The following is a 19,288-nucleotide window of genomic DNA, read 5'->3' on the forward strand; positions in this document are numbered from 1 at the left end:
TGGACAGAATGTCCGACGGCACGCGTTAAGGTGTTGAGAATGCCGATGCCGGGCGAGTGGCTATCATAGGCCCGGCTCGCTCCACAAGGACGACGAAAGGGCGGGCCGGCGGCAAATTCTCCCGGCAAAGGACAGCGCGCGCGAGCCTGCCCAATCTCTTAACAGCTTCCTAAATTATTGAAGATGCGCGATTTCCTGAAAAGGAACGGTTTCCCCCGGGGGTCAAAACGCGCTACACTACCCGTGCCAAAAAGCGCCATTGGCCGGGCATAGTTTCGTGCCTACATCTTCGGACTCTATCGGTGATGTGATCTCTGCTGTTCCCGACCGGGAACGCTTTGACGGCCGGCCCGTTGCCGGCAGAGACCAGAAAGCGAATTCGACGTGGATATTTACACCATCATCTTCCTGGCGCTGGCCGTATTTATCTTCCTGCGCCTGCGCAGCGTTCTCGGACAGCGCACGGGAAGCGAGCGGCCGCCTTATGATCGCGCCGCGCCCAACGTCGTGCAGCGCGGTCAGGACAACAACGTCGTTCCGATCCCGGGATCGGTAATCGACCAGCCGGCCTCGGCGGCGCCCGCCGAGCCGGTCGAGCCCACGGAACGCTGGAAGGGCATCGCCGAGCCCGGCACGGCGCTGGCGCAGGGTCTCGACGCGGTGGCCGTCCAGGATTCCTCGTTCGATCCGCGGCATTTCCTCTCAGGTGCCCGCTCGGCCTATGAAATGATCGTGCTGGCGTTCGCCAATGGCGATCGCCGCGCGCTGCGCGACCTGCTGTCGGCCGAGGTCTATGAAAGCTTCGAGGCCGCGATCAAGGATCGCGAGAAGCACGAGCAGAAGACCGAGACGCGGTTCGTCTCGATCGACAAGGCCGAGATCGTCAGCGCGGAGACGCGCGACCGCTCGAACTCAGCTCACCGTCCGCTTCGTGTCGCAGATGATCTCGGTCACGCGCGACAAGGCCGGCACCATCGTCGACGGCAGCCCGGACAAGGTCGCCGACATCACCGATATCTGGACATTCGCCCGCAACTCGACTTCCCGCGATCCGAATTGGAAGCTGGTTGGCACTGGAAGCGCTCACTAAGCATCTCAGCTACGGGCGGCTCGCGGTGGCGTGCTGCGTGCTCGCGGTGCTGTGCTCCACCGCAGCGATTGCCGCGCGCTACAGATCAAGCCGGCACCCTCCGCCGCGACACGAGCATAGCCACCCGATCCCCTATCCCAATCTGGAAATGCCGCTGCAGGTCAGCGGCAGCCAGTACGAGCCGCTCGCCTGGTCCAACGTCGCCGGCTGGAGCGCCGACGATCATCTCGCGGCCTACAAGGCGTTTCGCACCAGCTGCAAGCCGATCGCGGCCCAGCAGGGTGCGCCTGCAAATTCGAAAGCGCTCGGGAGCTCGCTGCGCGATCCCTGCCGGATCGCCAAGGGACTCGCGCTGAGCGACGGCGTCAAGGCGAAGGACTTCTTCGAGCAGAATTTCGTGCCGTTGCGCATCTCGCGGCTCGGCGAGGACGCCGGCTTCGTCACCGGTTACTACGAGCCGGTGCTCGATGGATCGCGGACCCAGACCGACGTCTACAACGTGCCGGTCTATCGCCGCCCGTCCAACCTGTTCGTGCGCGGCAAGACGCAGAATTCGGTCGGGCTGCCCAATGGCGGCGCGGTGTATCGCAAGATCGGCCGCCGCAAGCTCGTGCCCTATTACGACCGCGGCCAGATCGAGGACGGCGCGATCGCCGGCCGCGGGCTCGAGATCTGCTGGCTGAAGAGCCAGACTGATCTCCTGTTCGCGCAGATCCAGGGCTCGGCGCGGATCAAGCTCGAGGACGGCACCACGCTCCGCATCAATTACGATGCGCATAATGGTTATCCCTATACGCCGGTCGGACGCGTCCTGATCGACCGCGGCATCATCCCGAAGGATCAGATGTCGATGCAGAAGATCAGGGAGTGGATGGAGCAGAACCCTGACGGCGCCAACGATCTGCGGCGGCAGAACCGTTCCTACGTCTTCTTCCGCGAGGTGCCGCTGTCCGACAAGGACGAGGCCGTCGGCGCGCAGGGCGTGCCGCTGACGCCGGGCCGCTCGATCGCGGTCGACAAGGCGCTGCATGTCTACGGCACGCCGTTCTTCATCGCCGGCGAGCTGCCGATCGAATCCGAGCAGTCGAAGACGCCGTTCCACCGGCTGATGATCGCGCAGGACACTGGCTCTGCGATCGTCGGCCCGGCGCGCGCCGATCTTTATTTCGGCGCCGGTGCGGAAGCCGGAAAGGTCTCGGGCCGGCTGCGGCACGACATGCAGTTCGTCATGCTGGTGCCGAGGGAACTCGACCCCGTCGCGCGCGGCCACAAGCTGCCGGTTCCGGATGAGCGGCCCTCGGCCAAGATCGCAAAGCTGTTTCCGCAGACCGAGCCGCCGAAGGACAAGCCGGCGGCGAAGGCCGCGGATGTGCCGACCGCCGGCATCGCCAAGAGCGCGGCGAAAGATTCAGGCACCAGCGCCGCCAGGAACCCGGCCGCGAAGGATGCCGCGGCCGCAGCGCCGGCAGCAACGACCCCTGTCGCGCAGGCCGCACCTGTGGCAGAACCGGTGCCATTGCCGGTCGCCCGGCCCGATATTCCGCAACCGGAGAAGCGGCGCTTCCGGCGCTATCGCCATTACCGCGATCAATGAAACGACCCGCGCCGATCCCCGATCCGTCCGCTCCGTCGCGGCGCAAGCGCGCGCTGAGCGAAGAGGAGCGTGCGCTCTGGGAGAGCGTGGCAAAGCAGGTCAAGCCACTGCGCAAGCGGCCGGTCGCCGCGAAGCCCCACGCCGTCGCCTCTGATCCGGGTACCCATCACGCGATTGCCAAATCCATCTCGGTCAAGCCGGTGGCGGCGGTCAAAGCTGCGCCGGCGCAACGCCCGCACGTGCCGCCGCTGGCGCCGATCGGCCGCCGCGAGCGTGCAAAGCTCTCGCGCGGCCGGCAGGAGATCGATGCGCGGCTCGATCTGCACGGCATGACGCAGAGGCGCGCGCATCGCGTGCTGTTCACCTTCCTGCAGCGCGCGCACAGCGACGGGCTCACTTTCGTGCTCGTCATCACCGGCAAGGGCAAGGTCGGTGGTCTCGATTCCGAACGCGGCGTGCTGCGCCGCCAGGTCCCGGAATGGCTCAGCCTGCCGGAATTCCGCTCGCTGGTTGTCGGCTTCGAGGAAGCGCATATCGGCCATGGCGGCGAGGGCGCGCTTTACGTGCGTGTCCGGCGCGCGCGAGCCTAAAGCTAAAACGGGCGGACGATCCCGACGCGCGGGATCAGCGTTACGATCCAGCCTGATATCGTCGTCTTGCGGTCGTCCGACGGGATCGCCGGCACGTCCTTCGACGCCGGCAGCATCCTTGTGGCATGCAGCATCAGGAACATGCAGACCGCCCAGTTCGAGATCCAGCGCGAATAGTCGAACACGGTCACGAACATCACGAAATAGCCGGCACTGATCATGACAAGCGCGCCGAGCACGATCCTCTGATGCAGATCGCTCGCGAGCGCGCCGATCAGCCGCGCGAAATGGCGCCATAGCGGCGTGTGCAGCCAGATCAGCAGCGCAAACACCGGAACGCCCAGGATGTTCGAGGGCATGCGCGCCCAGGTGTCGGCGAACTCCTTCGACAGCGGCTGGTACCAGATGTAGCCGAACTGAAGCAGGTCGGTGCGTGACGGATCGGCCATCCGGCTCTGCAGATGACGGATGAATTCGTCATAGGGCACGTCGACCGTGCCTGCGAACTGCGCGACCAGGAACAGGATGCCGACCCCTGCGAGCGCCGCAAGGCCGAAGACGGCGTTCCGCGGCGTCACGCCCTGCACCAGATAAAAGCGCAGCACCACGACCGCCGCGATGGTCGGCACGTACATCAAGACGAAGATGTGATGGACCAGGATCAGCAGGATCGAGAACAGCGCGGCAATCAGCACATACGCCACTGAGCGCGCCGGGATCAGCAGCAGCACGATCGTCAGCGCACAGCCATAGATGTCGAAATGGCCGAGCGTGTGCATGAAGTTCTTCAGGAAGAACGGCGAGCCCGCGATGAAGACGAACAACGGCCAATGCGCGTCGTTGAAGCCGAATGTGCGGCGGAACAGTTTGATGAACAGCCCCAGCGTCACCAGCCAGATCGCGCCGGCCAGCGCGAACACCAGCCATACGGGCACCTTGTCGGTGAACAGCGACACGATCGCCCCGACCAGCGCGCGCTTGGTGAAGCCGTAATGATAGTCGACCAGCAGATGGATGTAGGGAACGAAGGGCGGCAGCGCGATCTTGTGCAGGAACACGCCGACCAGCACGGCCGCATTGACGGCCAGCATCAGGCGCCAGGGGTTTTGCCACACCCGCAGATTCATCGATCGCCCACTCTTGTCGTCCCGGGCAAGCGAAGCGCGACCTGGGACCCATAACCACCGAGGGTAGTTCTAGAAGGAATGTCGGGCCGAGTCTTTGTCACCGCGGACTGTCGGGGTTATGGGTCCCGGCTTTCGCCGGGACGACTATGGTGGCCGCCTACAAAATAAATCGGCTCAGGTCGGTGTTCTTGGCGAGGTCGCCGACATGCTTGGTGACGTAGTCGGCGTCGACCTGGATGGTCTCACCGTGGCGATCGGGCGCGGTGAAGGAGATCTCGTCCAGCACTCGCTCCATCACGGTCTGTAGCCGCCTTGCGCCGATATTCTCGACCGTGGAATTCACCGCCACGGCGACATCGGCCAGCGCGTCGATGGCATTGTCGGTGATGTCGAGCGTGACGCCTTCGGTCTTCATCAGCGCGACATATTGCTTGATCAGCGACGCCTCCGGCTCGGTCAGGATCCGGCGCATGTCGTCGCGGGTCAGTGCCTGCAGCTCGACGCGGATCGGCAGGCGGCCCTGCAGCTCCGGCAAAAGGTCCGACGGCTTGGCGATATGGAACGCACCCGAGGCGATGAACAGGATGTGGTCGGTCTTGACGGCGCCGTGCTTGGTCGAGACCGTGGTGCCCTCGATCAGCGGCAGCAGGTCGCGCTGCACGCCCTCGCGGGAGACGTCGCCGCCGGCGCGGTTCTCGCGCACGCAGATCTTGTCGATCTCGTCGAGGAACACGATGCCGTTGTTCTCGACCGCGTTGATCGCCTCCTGCACCAGCTGATCGGTGTCGAGGCAGTTCTCGGATTCCTCGTTGACGAGGATTTCGTGCGAGCCCTCCACCGTCAGGCGGCGGGTCTTGCTGCGTCCGCCCATCTTGCCGAAGATGTCGCCGAGCGAGATCGCGCCCATCTGGGCGCCGGGCATGCCGGGGATCTCGAACATCGGCATGCCGCTGCTGCCCGACTGCGTCTCGATCTCGATTTCCTTGTCGTTGAGTTCGCCGGCGCGCAGCTTCTTGCGGAACGACTCGCGCGTCGCCGGGCTCGATCCCGGGCCGACCAGCGCGTCCAGCACGCGTTCCTCGGCGGCAAGCTGGGCGCGGGCCTGAACGTCCTTGCGCTTGCGCTCGCGGGTCTGCGCGATCGCGACCTCGACGAGGTCGCGGACGATCTGCTCGACGTCGCGGCCGACATAGCCGACCTCGGTGAACTTGGTGGCCTCGACCTTGAGGAACGGCGCGCCGGCGAGCTTGGCCAGCCGCCGCGCGATCTCGGTCTTGCCGACGCCGGTCGGCCCGATCATCAGGATGTTCTTGGGCAGAACCTCCTCGCGCAGGGAACCGGCGAGCTGCAGCCGCCGCCAGCGGTTGCGCAGCGCGATCGAGACGGCGCGCTTGGCGTCGGTCTGGCCGACGATGAAGCGGTCGAGTTCAGAAACGATTTCACGGGGAGAGAAGTGAGTCATTGGCTCTAGCTAGGTTGGAATCGCGGTCTCGGCAAGCGGCAGTCCTCCAAGGCATCGTCCCCTAAAGAATCGGCGGCCCGGCCTGCCACTGCCTGATTGCCTCGAACGGGTGGATCAGCATGATGATGTTCAGTGTCAGATTGTCGCGAATGTGAAGCAGCAGCACGGTTTCGAACAAAACGCCGAGCGCGACGGTCGCGGCGATCGGCAGCTTGCGCGCCAGCAGGAAGCCGACGACCATCGCAAGCGTGTCCGACACCGAATTGACGATGGTGTCGCCGTAATAGTCCAGCGAGATCGTGCCGGCGCGGTAGCGCTCGATGATCCAGTTGGAGTTTTCGACGAGCTCCCAGCTGCCTTCGATCATCATCGCGACAATCAGCCGCCCGGGCCAGGCGAGGCGCGGCAACAGGAGGAAGGTCAGACCGTAGAACAGCAGGCCATGCAGCACATGCGACAGCGTGTACCAATCGGCGATGTGCTGCGAGTTCTCCGAGCTCTGAACCGAGCCATGCCAGAGCTTGACGTAGCCGCAGGCGCAGATCGGCAGACGGCCCATCGCATAAAGCAGCGCCGCCTGCAGCACGAGCAGCGCTGCCGCGATCGCCAGCCAATGCCACGCTGAAGCGCCGGTGATGGGCTTGTGCGCGATCGTCATGCGTCGCGGGCCATCAGCAGCGCCGGCCCGTCCAGCGTATCGACCATACCCATCTTTTGAAAACCCGCCTTCTCATAGGCGCGGATCGCACGCGCATTGGCCGGATCGGGATCGGTGACGATGCGTGGCGCGCCCTGCGCCAGCCGGTCGTCGACAAAGGCGCGGATCAGCGCCGAGCCGTGGCCACCTGCCATCATGTTGGGCTCGCCGATGAAAAGGTCGATCCCGCGCGTGCCCTCCGGCTGGGCCCCGAAGCCGGAATTCCACGCCGTCAGGTCGTAGCACTGGATGTAGCCCAAATCGGACCCGTCGGTTGCGACGATGAACTGGTCCATGGCCGGCTCGTCGAGGTCGCCGCTGACCAGCGCATATTGCTCGGCCGGATCGCCCCACCATTCCCGGACATGGGGCAATGCCAGCCACTGCTTGATCTGCGGCAGGTCGGCCGGCGTCATCAGGCGGAAATGATAGGGGCTGGCCATGCTCAGCCGCCGATCGTCTCGATCGTCACGTTCCGGTTGGTGTAGACGCAGATATCGGCGGCGATATCCAGCGCGCGGCGGACGATGGTCTCGGCGTCCTTGTCGGTATCGACCAGCGCGCGGGCCGCGGCGAGGGCGTAATTGCCGCCGGAACCGATCGCCATGACCCCGGATTCGGGCTCCAGCACGTCGCCGGTGCCGGTCAGCACCAGGGAAACGTCCTTGTCGGCCACGATCATCATGGCCTCCAGCCGGCGCAGGTAGCGGTCGGTCCGCCAGTCCTTGGCGAGCTCGACGGCCGCCCGGGTCAGCTGCCCCGGATATTGCTCCAGCTTGCTTTCCAGCCGCTCGAACAGGGTGAAAGCGTCGGCGGTGGCGCCGGCAAAGCCGCCGATCACGTCGCCCTTGCCGATCCGGCGGACCTTCCTGGCATTGGCCTTGATCACGGTCTGACCGATCGAGACTTGCCCGTCGCCGCCGATCACCACCTTGCCGCCCTTGCGGACCGTGCAGATCGTGGTGCCATGCCAGACCGGCAGCTCATTTGGGGATGCTTGCATAGGTTACCTCTCTTCCGGGCAGATTTAGGCCGTCGGGCAGGGGGTTACAATCGGAGGATTTAGCAACGAATTCCGGTCACCATGGCCCCAAGTTGGGCGTTTCGAGGTCATCCCGCAGTAGCGAAGGTGAGATCAGCCTGTTAAAAGACCGGCGTTTTCGGCACGGGAAAGCTCAATTTTCATGCGCACCGCAACCATCAAGCGCAAGACCAAGGAGACCGACATCGAGGTGACGGTCAACCTCGACGGAGCAGGCGTATCCACGGTTTCGACCGGGATCGGCTTCTTCGACCATATGCTCGACCTCCTGGCCCGGCATTCGCGCATCGACATCACGGTGAAGGCGGATGGCGATCTCCATGTCGATTACCACCACACCACCGAAGACGTCGGGATCGCGCTCGGGCAGGCCGTGAAGCAGGCGCTCGGCAACATGGCCGGCATCACCCGCTACGCCTCGATCCACATGCCGATGGACGAGACGCTGTCGCGCGTCGTGATCGACATTTCCGGCCGCCCCGTGCTGGTGTTCAAGGCCGAATTCCCGCGCGACAAGATCGGTGAGTTCGACACCGAGCTGGTGCGCGAGTGGTTCAACGCCTTCGCGATGAACGCCGGCGTGACTCTGCACGTCGAGACCCTATATGGCGAGAACAGCCATCATATCGCCGAATCCTGTTTCAAGGGTCTGGCGAGGGCGCTGCGGACGGCAATTGCGATCGATCCGCGTGCCCAGGGCGAAGTGCCCTCGACCAAGGGTCAGCTCGGCGGCTGATCTCTGGAGCATGGTCCGGAAGAGTGGATGCCGGTTTTCCGAAAGATCATGCTTTGAATCAGAGTCCATCCTCGGCGGAGCGTTCGATGCCGGTCTATACAGTGCATGCCCCCGTGGCCAACGGTGCCGATCTCGCGGCGACCGACAAGTTCGTCTTCGTGCGCGACGGCTTCCATTTCTGGGCCGCGGTTGCGGGCTTGATCTGGCTGGCCTGGCATCGGCTCTGGCTGGCGCTGATCGGCTGGTTCGTTCTTACGTTCGTGATCGATTACGCGCTGGCCAAGCTTGGCGTCGGCCGTAGCGCGATCTTCTTCGTCGACCTGGTGCTGATGGTGTTGCTCGGCCTCGAGGCCGCGACCCTGCAGCGCTGGACGCTGTCGCGGCGCAGGTGGCGCCAGATCGACATCGTCGTGGGTGACGATGTGGAGGCCGCCGAGCGCCGTTTCTTCGCGCGCTGGACCGCGCGGCATCGCGGCGCCGTCAACGACCAGCGGTCGGTCGACCGCGGTGGACCGCCCCCGACCCGCGACGTTCCGGGTCAGTCATTCTCAAAACCCCCGTCGATGCCGCAGGGCGGCATCATCGGATTGTTTCCAGAGCCAGGAGGATCGCGATGACCGTTGCAATCATCGATTACGGCTCCGGCAATCTGCATTCGGCGGCCAAGGCCTTTGAGCGCGCCGCACGCAGCATGGAGGATCCGCAAGCCATCAAGGTGACGCGCGATCCCGATGCGGTGTATCGCGCCGATCGCATCGTGCTGCCCGGTGTCGGCGCCTTCGCCGATTGCCGCCGCGGCGTCGACGCGGTCGACGGCATGCTGGAAGCGCTCACCGAGGCGGTGCGGGTCAAGGCGCGGCCGTTCTTCGGCATCTGCGTCGGCATGCAGCTGATGGCGACGCGCGGCAAGGAGCACGTGATCACCGAGGGCTTCAACTGGATCGGCGGCGATGTCGAGAAGATCGAGCCGCGCGACGAGAGCCTGAAGGTCCCGCATATGGGCTGGAATACGCTCGACATGGTGCGCGAGCATCCGGTGCTGGAGCGGCTGCCGCTCGGGCCGAAGGGACGTCACGCCTATTTCGTGCACTCCTATCACCTCAACGCCGCCAATGAGGCGGACGTGCTCGCGCGCGCCGACTATGGCGGGCCGGTGACCGCGATCGTCGGCAAGGACACCGCGATCGGCACCCAGTTTCACCCCGAGAAGAGCCAGCGCTTCGGCCTCGCTTTGATCGCCAATTTCTTGAAGTGGAAGCCGTGATTCTCTTTCCAGCGATTGATCTGAAGAACGGCCAGTGTGTGCGCCTGGAGCAGGGCGACATGGCGCGCGCCACCGTGTTCAATCTCGATCCGGCGGCGCAGGCGGCGAGCTTCGCCGCGCAGGGCTTCGAATATCTCCACGTCGTCGATCTCGACGGCGCCTTCGCCGGCAAGCCGATGAATGCGCATGCGGTGGAGGCGATGCTGAAGGCCGTCACCATGCCGGTGCAGCTCGGCGGCGGCATCCGCGACCTCAAGACCATCGAGGCCTGGCTCGACAAGGGCATCACGCGCGTCATTATCGGCACCGCGGCAGTGCGCGATCCTGAGCTGGTGAAGGGCGCGGCGAAGACATTCCCCGGCCGCGTCGCCGTGGGCCTCGATGCGCGCGACGGCAAGGTCGCGGTCGAAGGCTGGGCCGAGACCTCGCATGTGACCGCGCTCGAGATCGCGCAGCGCTTCGAGGATGCCGGCGTCGCCGCGATCATCTTCACCGACATCGCCCGCGACGGCCTGCTCAAGGGCCTCAACCTCGACGCCACCATCGCGCTTGCCGACCGCATCTCGATTCCGGTGATCGCCTCCGGCGGCTTTGCCTCGATCGACGACGTCAAGGCGCTGCTGGAGCCGCGTGCGAAGAAGCTGGCCGGCGCGATCGTCGGCCGTGCGCTCTATGACGGTCGGCTCGATCCGGCCGCCGCCCTTCAGCTGATCCGCGGCGCGTAGGAGGAGGTCATGTTCAAGGTTCGCGTGATCCCCTGCCTCGACGTCAAGGACGGGCGCGTGGTCAAGGGCGTCAACTTCGTCGATCTGCGCGACGCCGGCGACCCGGTCGAAGCCGCGATCGCCTATGACGCCGCCGGCGCCGACGAGCTCACCTTCCTCGACATCACCGCCACCCACGAAAACCGCGGCATCATGCTGGATGTGGTGCGGCGGACCGCGGAGGCCTGCTTCATGCCGCTGACCGTGGGCGGCGGCGTCCGCACCGTCGACGATATCAAGACCCTGCTGCGCTCCGGCGCCGACAAGGTCTCGATCAATTCGGCGGCCGTCAGCCGGCGCGAATTCGTCAAGGAAGCGGCCGAGAAATACGGCGAGCAATGCATCGTGGTCGCGATCGACGCCAAGCGGGTCAAGCGCGCCGGCGGCTCGGACCGCTGGGAGATCTTCACCCATGGTGGACGGAATGCCACCGGGATCGACGCCATCGAATACGCCCAGGAGGTCGTCGCGCTCGGCGCCGGCGAAATCCTGCTGACCTCGATGGACCGGGACGGTACCAGGCAGGGCTTTGACCTGCCGCTGACCCGGGCGATCGCGGACAGTGTCCCCGTACCGGTCATCGCGTCCGGTGGTGTCGGCAATCTCGACCACCTGGTCGACGGCGTCCGCGAGGGTCACGCCACCGGTGTGCTGGCCGCGTCGATCTTCCACTTCGGGGAATTCACCATCCGCCAGGCCAAGGATCACATGGTGCGCGCCGGCCTGCCGATGCGGCTCGATCCCTAGCGTGAGCATGGTCAGGAAAAGTGGAAACCGGTTTTCCGTGAAGACCACGTTCAAACGGGGAGAGCTGGAACTCCTTGTCACAAAAATGCTAAGTCCCCACCTAAAGGGTGGCACCCGTGCGGTGCCGCCGTGCATGCTTGAGTTGAGTTGATGTCGCGTTTCACGGTCCACGATCTGGCCGCCACCATCGACGCCCGCGCTGCAACGGGCGGTGAGGCGTCCTACACCCGCAAGCTGCTCGACAAGGGCGCGGAGCACTGCGCCAAGAAATTGGGCGAGGAAGCGGTCGAGACCGTGATCGCCGCGGTCGAGAATGACCGCGATCACCTCATCGCGGAAAGTGCCGATCTCGTGTTTCACCTGCTGGTTCTGTTGAAATCACGCGGCGTGAGGCTGGAGGATGTCGAGGCCGCGCTGGAGAAGCGCACCTCGATGTCGGGACTGGAAGAGAAGGCGTCGCGGAAGCGCGACTAGCGCAAATGATCGAGCGCATCGAGAGGGGCGGCCTCATGGACATCCGGGCACCAGATCAACAGTACAACCCCTACCGCATCTTCACGCGCCAGCAATGGTCGCATCTGCGTGACGATACGCCGATGACGCTCGAGCCCGGCGAGTTCGATCGCCTGCGTTCGATGCACGATCGCCTCGATTTGCAGGAGGTCGAGGACATCTACCTGCCGCTGTCGCGGCTGCTCTCGATCTATGTCGATGCGACGCAGCGGCTGTATTACTCGCAGCGCCAGTTCCTCAACATCCGCGACCGCAAGATGCCCTACATCGTCGGTGTCGCCGGATCCGTCGCGGTCGGCAAGTCGACCACGGCTCGCGTGCTGCAGGCGCTGCTGGCGCGCTGGTCGCCGCGGCCGAAGGTCGACCTGATCACGACCGACGGTTTCCTGTTTCCGAACGCGGTGCTCGAGCGGCAGGGCATCATGCAGAAGAAGGGCTTTCCGGAAAGCTACGACCTGCCGACGCTGCTGTCGTTCCTCAGCGACATCAAGGCGGGACGGCGCCGCGTGCGCGCGCCGGTCTATTCGCATCTGACCTACGACATCGTGCCGAACAAATGGGTCGAGATCGACCAGCCGGACATCCTGATCGTCGAGGGCGTCAACGTGCTGCAGACCGGGCGGCTGCCGCGCGACGGCAAGGCGGTGCCGTTCGTCTCCGACTTCTTCGACTTCTCGGTCTATATCGACGCCGACGAGGCCGTGCTGCGGGAGTGGTACATCAAGCGCTTCCTGGCGCTGCGCGACACCGCGTTCACCGATCCGAGGTCCTACTTCCACCGCTACGCGCCGCTGTCGGACGAGGAAGCAACGGCGACCGCGATCGCGATCTGGGAGCGCACCAACCTCGCCAATCTCGAGGACAACATCCTGCCGACCCGCCCGCGCGCGACGCTGATCCTGAAGAAGGGCGCCGACCACGTGGTGCAGTCGGTCGCGCTGCGCCGGCTGTAGCCGGCACCGCATTCCGGCGAACACGCCACATCACAGCTGGCGTCCCCGCGAACGCGCTAGTGCATGCACGTATCTCTGAGGCTCCATCCTGCAGCGACGGCATGGAAGTATTCGAGGCCGGCTTTGAAGGTGATGGGCCTGGCGGCTTGGACGACCGGTAGCCGTCCCAGCCGCCGAGGCGACCGATGATCCATGCGGCCCAAGCGAGGGTGTCGGGCAGGTGTGGATTCTTCAGCTTTTTGGTTCTGGCCTCGAGCTGCTGATTGAGGGCCCTCAAGGTGGCGATCTCATCGCTGTTAAAGGTCGTGGAGATGCCCTGCTGGCCACCGTTGCGCGCCTGCAGGAGCTGGATGGTAATGACCGCGGCTTTAGCAGCGATGGTGACCAATTTGAGAAGCCGCTCGGCGATGCCGATCTGGCTATCCTCGAGCTTGAAGCCCTGTGTCTTGAGGACGCGGAAGAACTGCTCGATGATCCAGCGCTGCTTATACCAATCGACGATGCGCCAACCATCGTCTGCATTGGCGACCTTATGTGAGGTGATGAGACGCCAATGCAGCGGTTCGACGTCGGGACCGGCATTGATCTCGCGGACGTCAACGATGGCGAGCGGCAGGCTTTTCGGCAAGTTTCGCAGGAACTTGCTCTGAGGTCGGGCAAGCTCGATCGCGCCGAAGCGAAGTTCGAGGTCCGCCTGACGCGCAGGCCGTTGCGCACGTGCGGGCAATTGGACGGTGCGCCGCTGCACCGGCGCCATGGCATCGATGGCCACGTACAGACCCGTCGCGTCGGCCAACTTGCGATCATGCATGCTGCGAGCGATCACGTGGTGGTTTTGCTCGGCCGCGCCGGCATAAAGAGCAAAAATATCGCTCTCGCGGTCACCAAGCAGGGTCACCATTGCGGCGCCCGCGAGCAGCGGCTTGGCCGCAAGGGCTGTGGTGAGCCAGCGCTGCGATTCCTTGTCTGACAGGTCGCGGCTGTCATGCGAGACGGTCCGGCGGCCCTCACGCGTCCACACCTCGCCGCTCAGAAGTCCCAGACAAGTGCCATTGTCCGCATCCACCGCCAGCAGCGGGTGCAGCAGCACGCCGTGATTATTGCCCTTGCCGATTTCTCCCAGCCCGCGTCGGCGTCGTGCGGTGGTGTTGAAGTGGATCTCGCTGGTGTCCTGGATCGCCAGCACATGGCGGCCTCTCACCGCCGCAACCGTGCTTTCGCTCCAGCTTTCGATGATCCGCTCCGTTGTCACCTTGTCATGGCCCAGAAAGCGGTTGAACCGCACTTCCAGCGCACGATCCCCTCGGGAAAGCCGCCGCAGGCACACATCCTTGCCCGCAACCATGCGTCCGACAAGCGTCGCCCCCCTTTATCGAGGCGACGATCCCCGAACCGGCCCAACGTCCAGTCAATCCGCGACAACATGCCGGCACCTCCACCCAAACCGAAGTGCCGCAATAGGAATCACATGGATCGCCGATTCTGGAATCCCAGCCTTGCTACCCGAGTCAATCGGTCGCATCAGATGTGTGCATGCACTAGCGCGAACGCGGGGACCCATAGCCACCGGTACCTGTGATTGCAGCGCTGTAGCCCCAGCGGGCGCAAAACTGGCTTCGGTGGTTATGGGTCCCTGCTTGCGCAGGGACGACACTGAGGTTTTGGCTGCTACGCCGCAATGTGCCGCGCGGCGGCGAGGCCCGCGAGCGCTTCTTCCAGCTTTTCGCGGTCGAGCGGCTTGATCAGAAAACCGTCCATGCCGGCTTCGAAGCAGGCGTAGCGGTCTTCCACCAGCGTATTTGCCGTCAGTGCCAGTATCGGGGTCCGGCGGACGGATTGTGCCGCTTCATGGGTGCGGATCTGCTTGGTGGTCTCGATGCCGTTGAGGCGCGGCATCTGGATGTCCATCAGCACGAGATCATAGGGCGTGCCGGCTGAGGTCGCCGACAGCCAGGACTTCATCGCCTGCTCACCATTGGTGGTGATGACCACGTTGTGGCCGAGCCGGGTGAGCAGCGAGCGCATCAACAGCGCGTTGATCTCATTGTCCTCGGCGACCAGGATCGAGAACCCCTTGTCCGGCAGCGCGGATGCAAGCGCAGCGGGCGCGGAACTCGGCGGCCGCCTCGATCGCAAGGCTCGGCGCAGCGACTTCCGGCGATGCGGTCAGGCGCGCGGCGAGCGACGACGCGCGCAATGGCTTCACCAGGTAACCGGTGAACATGGCTGACTCGGAAGCCGAAAGGTCCTGCCGCGTCGCCGGCGTGAACATTACGATGCGATGGGTTGCATGGAGGCGGGCGGCGTCGGCAAACGCCTCCATCGCCGGCGTGCCGAGCGTGTGGTCGATCAGCACCGCATGCCAGCTCCGCTCCGGCAGCAGCGCCTCGGCGACGTTGGCATCCGACACGATGCAGGTCTGTGCGCCCCAGCGCTGCAACCGCCGCGAGATCAGCGAGACCTCGATGCTGTGCGGCGCCACCAGCATGATCGACTGTCCCGTCAAGTCGGGCGCGGCGAAGCCGTTGACCTCGCCGGTATCGGAGGCGACGAGCGGGATCGACACCTCGAAGGTCGAGCCTGCGCCCGGCGTGCTTGCAAGCGTGATGCGGCCGCCCATCCGCTTGACGATGCGATCGCTGATCGAGAGGCCGAGGCCGGTGCCGCCATAGCTGCGCGCGATCCGGTCGTCGGCCTGCTCGAACTCCCGGAAAATACGCTGCTGCGCTTCCGGCGCGATGCCGATGCCGGTGTCGCGAACCAGGAAGCTGATCTCGTTCGGCCAGATGCCGGGCTCGACGATCAGCGCCACGCCACCGGTCGCGGTGAACTTGATGGCGTTGCCGGCGAGATTGAGCAGCACCTGACGCAGCCGCGCGGCGTCGCCGGTCACCTGCATCGGTAGCCGTTCGTCGACATAGGCGGCGATCTCGATGCCCTTGGTCTGCGCGCGCGGCGCCAGCAGCTCGGTGATGTCCTCGATCAGGCCGGACAGCGCGAACGCGCGGTGTTCGAGATCGATCTTGCCGGCCTCGATCTTGGAATAGTCGAGCAGCTCCTCGATCAGCGCGAGCAGCGCGTCGCCCGATGTCTTGACCGCCTTGACGTAGGTCATCTGCTCCAACGTCAGCTGCGTATCCATCAGCAATCCACTCATGCCGATGATTCCGTTGAGCGGAGTGCGGATCTCGTGGCTCGCCATCGCAAGGAAGCGCGACTTGGCGCGGTTGGCGGCGTCGGCCTGATCGCGCGCTTCGGCGAGCGCGTGCTCGCTCTCGGTGCGGTCGGTGACGTCGCGGCCGACGCTCTGCATCTCTGCAGGCGCGCCGGCATCGTTGCGCACGAGGCCTTCACGCCAGGCGATCCAGCGCGGTCCGAGCGGTCCCTCGATCTTCTGGTCGTAGACCCGCGTGCCGTTGGATTCGAGCGCGGTGTCGCCTTGTTCGAGCACCTTCAGCGTTGCGGTGCTGCCGATCAATTCGCTGCGGGGCCTCTGCGCCAGCTCGCAATAGGCATCGTTGGCATAGGTGATGAGCCCGTCGAGGTCGCGCAGCACGATCAAATCGTCCTGCGCCTCGAACAGGGTAGAGGCGCGCTGCTCGGCCTCCTGCAGTTCCCAGTTGCGGTCGGCCATCGCTTCATTGTGCATGGCGATGGTGCGCAGCCGCTTGCGCATCAGCCGCAGGCGGATGCCGAGCGTCACGATCCAAAGGCAGGCGAGCGCGAACAGGAAGCTGACCCCGATCGCGAATGCATTGGGATCGTAGCCGCTCTGTTGCGAGAGCGCGCCCGAAATGAACCCGAAGGCGCTGCCGAACGCGACGGAGAAGATCGTGAACGAGCGCACGATCGTCGCGAGCCAGGAATGGCGCCGGAGGAAGCGGCGAAGGCGCAACTTGATCCGGAAGAAACGCCCCATCAATGGTGACCCTGAAACAGCTTGATCTGGCGCTGACGATGCGTCGGCCAGCTTGCAAAGTGCTTGAAATTGGTGGCCATTTCGCGCTGCCCTCAGAACAGGGTTAGCGGGGGGTTAACTCCGCCATGACCCGGTTCGGGACGCGCGTGTCAGGCGCGGGCGATGCGGCTTCAAGTCGGCGGTGTCCGCCGCGGGCGCTGACGATCAAGGCCGCGGCGTCCAGCACCGAGAACGTCTTCGACTGCACGAAGACACGGTAGTCGGACGGGCCAGCATCACGCGTCAGATAGATGACGGGGCCGGTTGCCGAGGCATCGCCGGAAATCCCGATCAGCTGCGCCGTCGCGCCGCTCTCGCAGGCGCCGGCCTCGGCGTCGTCGATGTCGTCGATCACGGTGAAGTCGGCGGCGTCGGCGCTGTCGGCGATCTGGACCCGGACGGTGGCCTGGCTGAGGTCGTCAGTGAAGCTGACGTGAAGCTGCGCCAGCCAGGGGATCGATGCGATCTGCATCGTGGCGCCGCCCACCTCGATGCAGGGCCGCGGGCCCGGCAGGAATTCGGCGCGGGCAAGGACCGCGGCCACGGCAAGGGGGACCACCGAGGTCAAAATCTTCAAACGCAACATGACACAACTCGCTCGACCCAAGCTTGCCGCCGATCGCGGTGCTTATGGTTTGCGGAGCGTAAACAAAACTCGTTACCGCGGCGTTGACGCGGGGCATCGCGGCACGAACCGGGTCATGGCTGCGGTTCGGATCAGGCGGCGCGGCGCAGATCGTCGGCCAATGCACGATAGGACAGCGCTTCGGCAAGATGCAGCCGGCCGATCGTCTCGGCGCCGTCGAGATCGGCAAGCGTGCGCGCCACCCGCAGCACGCGGTGATAGCCGCGCGCGGTGAGGTGCATGGTGTCGGCGGCCTCGCGCAGCAGCTTCTGCCCGTGCGCGTCGGGCTGCGCGATGGTCTCGAGCAGCGAGCTCGGGGCTTCCGCATTGGTGCGGACATGCGGCATGCCGGCTGCCGCATAGCGCGCGAGCTGGATGTCGCGCGCGCCCGCGACGCGGGCGGCAACCTCGGCCGATCCCTCCGCCGGCGGCGGCAGGATCAGATCAGCCGCGGTGACAGCGGGCACCTCGATCCTGAGATCGATGCGATCCATCAGCGGGCCGGAGATCCGCATCTGGTAGTCGGCGGTGCAGCGGTCGAGCCGGCCGCGCTTGCAGGAATAGCCGGGCTCATAGGCATGGCCGCAACGGCACGGGTTCATGGCCGCGACCAGCATGAAGCGCGCCGGATAGGTGACGCGGTGGTTGGCCCGGCTCACCGATACCTCGCCGTTCTCCAGCGGCTGACGCAGCGAATCCAGCACGCGCGGATCGAACTCCGGCAATTCGTCGAGGAACAGCACGCCCTGATGCGCCAGCGAGATCTCGCCCGGCTTGGCGCGCGCGCCGCCGCCGGTCAGCGCCGCCATGCTGGCGGAATGATGCGGGCTGCGGAACGGGCGTCGCGCGGTCAAGGCGCCGTCGCGGATCTCGCCGGCAACCGAGGCGATCATCGAGACTTCGAGCAGCTCCGACGGCGACAGCGGCGGCAGGATCGAGGGCAGCCGCGCCGCCAGCATCGATTTGCCGGCGCCGGGCGAGCCCATCATCAGCAGATGATGGCCGCCGGCGGCGGCGATCTCGAGCGCGCGTTTCGCGCTCTCTTGGCCCTTGATGTCGCGCAGGTCGAGCAGCGCTTCCTCGCGCTCGTGCACCTTCGGCTGCGGCCGCGACAGCACCTGCGTGCCCTTGAAGTGGTTGGCGATCTGGATCAGCGAATGTGCCGCGATGATCTGGATGTCCGGACTGGCCCAGGCGGCTTCCGAGCCGCAGGCGGCCGGGCAGATCAATCCCTCGTCGCGCGAATTGGCGCCGATTGCCGCGGGCAGCACGCCCGCCACCGGCGCGAGCGAGCCGTCGAGCCCGAGCTCGCCGAGCACGGTGAAGCCGTTCAGCGCATCCGGCGGGATCGCGCCGATCGCCGCCATCAGGCCGAGCGCGATCGGCAGGTCGTAATGGCTCCCCTCCTTGGGCAGGTCGGCGGGTGCGAGGTTGACGGTGATGCGGCGGGCGGGAAGCGCGAGGCCGGAGGCGATCAGCGCCGAACGCACGCGTTCGCGGGCTTCCGACACCGCCTTGTCGGGCAGGCCGACGATCGCGAATGCCGGCAATCCCGGCGCGACCTGCACCTGCACGTCGACCGCGCGGGCTTCGATCCCCTCGAATGCGACGGTGGAAACGCGCTGGACCATGCTGCCCCTATTCTTCCGCAATCGAAGGTAGCGGAACCGGGCGGCAAGTGCAAGAACATTACAGGAACATTCGCGGCGCCGAGGGCTGGTCGCCCGGTACCAGTTCACCGCGCGGCGCATCCGTTTCCGGCCGGCGCGGAGGCGTCGGGCGTCGCGCGCGATGACGCGCACCTCGCGCGATCGAACACAGCTCGCGTCGTCGACAACTGCAGGAATCATTTTCAAGAATCATTCCAGCACGACGAGCATCGCGCGCTTATTGTCGCAGCGCGTCGTCGATTTCCTTGCTGTTTCAGTGTTCGCACACTGATCGCGCGCGCAGTCTCGATCTATTCCAACTGCCGAGGTCTGTACTCGCGAGCCCCGCGCTGTAGAGCCGGATCACAAATCCATCCAGGCTGATATCAGGGGCGCCTTCGCGTGATCGATCGACTTGCTTCGCATTCCACCCGTCAACATCCAGCGCTGCGAACGATCGGTCTGTGTACCGCCGCC

Annotated in this window: 16 protein-coding genes and 3 pseudogenes; 10 read left to right on the top strand and 9 right to left on the bottom strand. The window is 65.3% G+C overall.

The genetic code is table 11. The annotated features are described in order from the left end of the window. The first annotated feature begins 384 nt into the window (after positions 1–384). The 3 genes and pseudogenes from ACSKB9_RS24345 (at position 385) to ACSKB9_RS24355 (ending at position 3,274) form a co-directional block, all read left to right on the top strand. Positions 385–1,090, top strand: a pseudogene (locus ACSKB9_RS24345) (Tim44/TimA family putative adaptor protein). Next, complete coding sequence (mltA, locus tag ACSKB9_RS24350; protein ID WP_438076281.1) at positions 1,068–2,684, top strand: murein transglycosylase A; 1,617 nt, start codon at positions 1,068–1,070, stop codon at positions 2,682–2,684. Before ACSKB9_RS24345 ends, mltA begins: the two are co-directional and overlap by 23 nt. After that, the gene (locus tag ACSKB9_RS24355) at positions 2,681–3,274 is read left to right on the top strand and encodes a Smr/MutS family protein (RefSeq protein WP_438076283.1); all 594 of its coding nucleotides are present in this window, start codon (positions 2,681–2,683) and stop codon (positions 3,272–3,274) included. The genes mltA and ACSKB9_RS24355 overlap by 4 nt, the downstream gene beginning before the upstream one ends. Before the next feature lie 2 nt (positions 3,275–3,276). Here the strand turns inward: ACSKB9_RS24355 and ACSKB9_RS24360 are convergent, their stop codons facing one another. The 5 genes from ACSKB9_RS24360 to hslV form a co-directional block, all read right to left on the bottom strand. Further along, on the bottom strand, positions 3,277–4,401 hold the full coding sequence (locus ACSKB9_RS24360; RefSeq protein ID WP_438076285.1) for a hypothetical protein: 1,125 nt from the start codon (positions 4,399–4,401) through the stop codon (positions 3,277–3,279). Between the two features lie 157 nt (positions 4,402–4,558). Further along, on the bottom strand, positions 4,559–5,863 hold the full coding sequence (gene hslU / locus ACSKB9_RS24365) for an ATP-dependent protease ATPase subunit HslU (RefSeq protein WP_438076287.1): 1,305 nt from the start codon (positions 5,861–5,863) through the stop codon (positions 4,559–4,561). Positions 5,864–5,924: 61 nt separating this feature from the next. Continuing rightward, on the bottom strand, positions 5,925–6,521 hold the full coding sequence (locus ACSKB9_RS24370) for a DUF2585 domain-containing protein (protein WP_438076289.1): 597 nt from the start codon (positions 6,519–6,521) through the stop codon (positions 5,925–5,927). Next, a complete protein-coding gene (locus ACSKB9_RS24375; RefSeq protein WP_438076291.1) occupies positions 6,518–7,003 on the bottom strand; it encodes a GNAT family N-acetyltransferase in 486 nt (161 codons plus the stop codon). Before ACSKB9_RS24375 ends, ACSKB9_RS24370 begins: the two co-directional genes overlap by 4 nt. 2 nt (positions 7,004–7,005) lie before the next feature. Next, entirely contained in the window at positions 7,006–7,563 is a 558-nt protein-coding gene (gene hslV / locus ACSKB9_RS24380) for an ATP-dependent protease subunit HslV (RefSeq protein ID WP_028335798.1), read from the bottom strand. A 181-nt stretch (positions 7,564–7,744) separates the two neighbouring features. On the opposite strand from hslV, the gene hisB reads away from it, so the two are divergent. The 7 genes from hisB to coaA all read left to right on the top strand — a co-directional run bounded on the left by hisB (position 7,745) and on the right by coaA (position 12,579). Next, on the top strand, positions 7,745–8,338 hold the full coding sequence (gene hisB / locus ACSKB9_RS24385; protein WP_016841476.1) for an imidazoleglycerol-phosphate dehydratase HisB: 594 nt from the start codon (positions 7,745–7,747) through the stop codon (positions 8,336–8,338). Between the two features lie 86 nt (positions 8,339–8,424). Beyond that, on the top strand, positions 8,425–8,955 hold the full coding sequence (locus tag ACSKB9_RS24390) for a DUF2628 domain-containing protein (RefSeq protein WP_438076293.1): 531 nt from the start codon (positions 8,425–8,427) through the stop codon (positions 8,953–8,955). Continuing rightward, complete coding sequence (gene hisH / locus ACSKB9_RS24395) at positions 8,952–9,602, top strand: imidazole glycerol phosphate synthase subunit HisH (RefSeq protein ID WP_028341984.1); 651 nt, start codon at positions 8,952–8,954, stop codon at positions 9,600–9,602. Before ACSKB9_RS24390 ends, hisH begins: the two co-directional genes overlap by 4 nt. After that, a complete protein-coding gene (gene hisA / locus ACSKB9_RS24400) occupies positions 9,599–10,327 on the top strand; it encodes a 1-(5-phosphoribosyl)-5-[(5-phosphoribosylamino)methylideneamino]imidazole-4-carboxamide isomerase (protein ID WP_028335795.1) in 729 nt (242 codons plus the stop codon). The genes hisH and hisA overlap by 4 nt, the downstream gene beginning before the upstream one ends. Before the next feature lie 9 nt (positions 10,328–10,336). Then, complete coding sequence (gene hisF / locus ACSKB9_RS24405) at positions 10,337–11,113, top strand: imidazole glycerol phosphate synthase subunit HisF (protein WP_028335794.1); 777 nt, start codon at positions 10,337–10,339, stop codon at positions 11,111–11,113. A gap of 150 nt (positions 11,114–11,263) precedes the next feature. Next, entirely contained in the window at positions 11,264–11,587 is a 324-nt protein-coding gene (locus ACSKB9_RS24410; protein ID WP_028335793.1) for a phosphoribosyl-ATP diphosphatase, read from the top strand. A gap of 35 nt (positions 11,588–11,622) precedes the next feature. Continuing rightward, positions 11,623–12,579 (top strand): type I pantothenate kinase, encoded by a 957-nt coding sequence (gene coaA, locus ACSKB9_RS24415; protein WP_026192056.1) that lies wholly within the window; start codon positions 11,623–11,625, stop codon positions 12,577–12,579. Positions 12,580–12,772: 193 nt separating this feature from the next. Here coaA and ACSKB9_RS24420 read toward each other — a convergent pair. The 4 genes and pseudogenes from ACSKB9_RS24420 to ACSKB9_RS24435 form a co-directional block, all read right to left on the bottom strand. Continuing rightward, positions 12,773–13,924 (bottom strand): annotated as a pseudogene (locus ACSKB9_RS24420) (IS4 family transposase); the annotation flags it as partial. Between the two features lie 323 nt (positions 13,925–14,247). After that, positions 14,248–16,498: pseudogene (locus tag ACSKB9_RS24425) on the bottom strand (response regulator). A 103-nt stretch (positions 16,499–16,601) separates the two neighbouring features. Further along, positions 16,602–17,123 (bottom strand): hypothetical protein, encoded by a 522-nt coding sequence (locus ACSKB9_RS24430; protein ID WP_438076297.1) that lies wholly within the window; start codon positions 17,121–17,123, stop codon positions 16,602–16,604. A gap of 131 nt (positions 17,124–17,254) precedes the next feature. After that, on the bottom strand, positions 17,255–18,793 hold the full coding sequence (locus ACSKB9_RS24435; RefSeq protein ID WP_438076299.1) for a YifB family Mg chelatase-like AAA ATPase: 1,539 nt from the start codon (positions 18,791–18,793) through the stop codon (positions 17,255–17,257). Positions 18,794–19,288: the final 495 nt, after the last annotated feature.

Source organism: Bradyrhizobium sp. BR 1433 (assembly GCF_051547665.1).
GTDB classification, from domain to species: Bacteria; Pseudomonadota; Alphaproteobacteria; order Rhizobiales; family Xanthobacteraceae; genus Bradyrhizobium; species Bradyrhizobium australafricanum.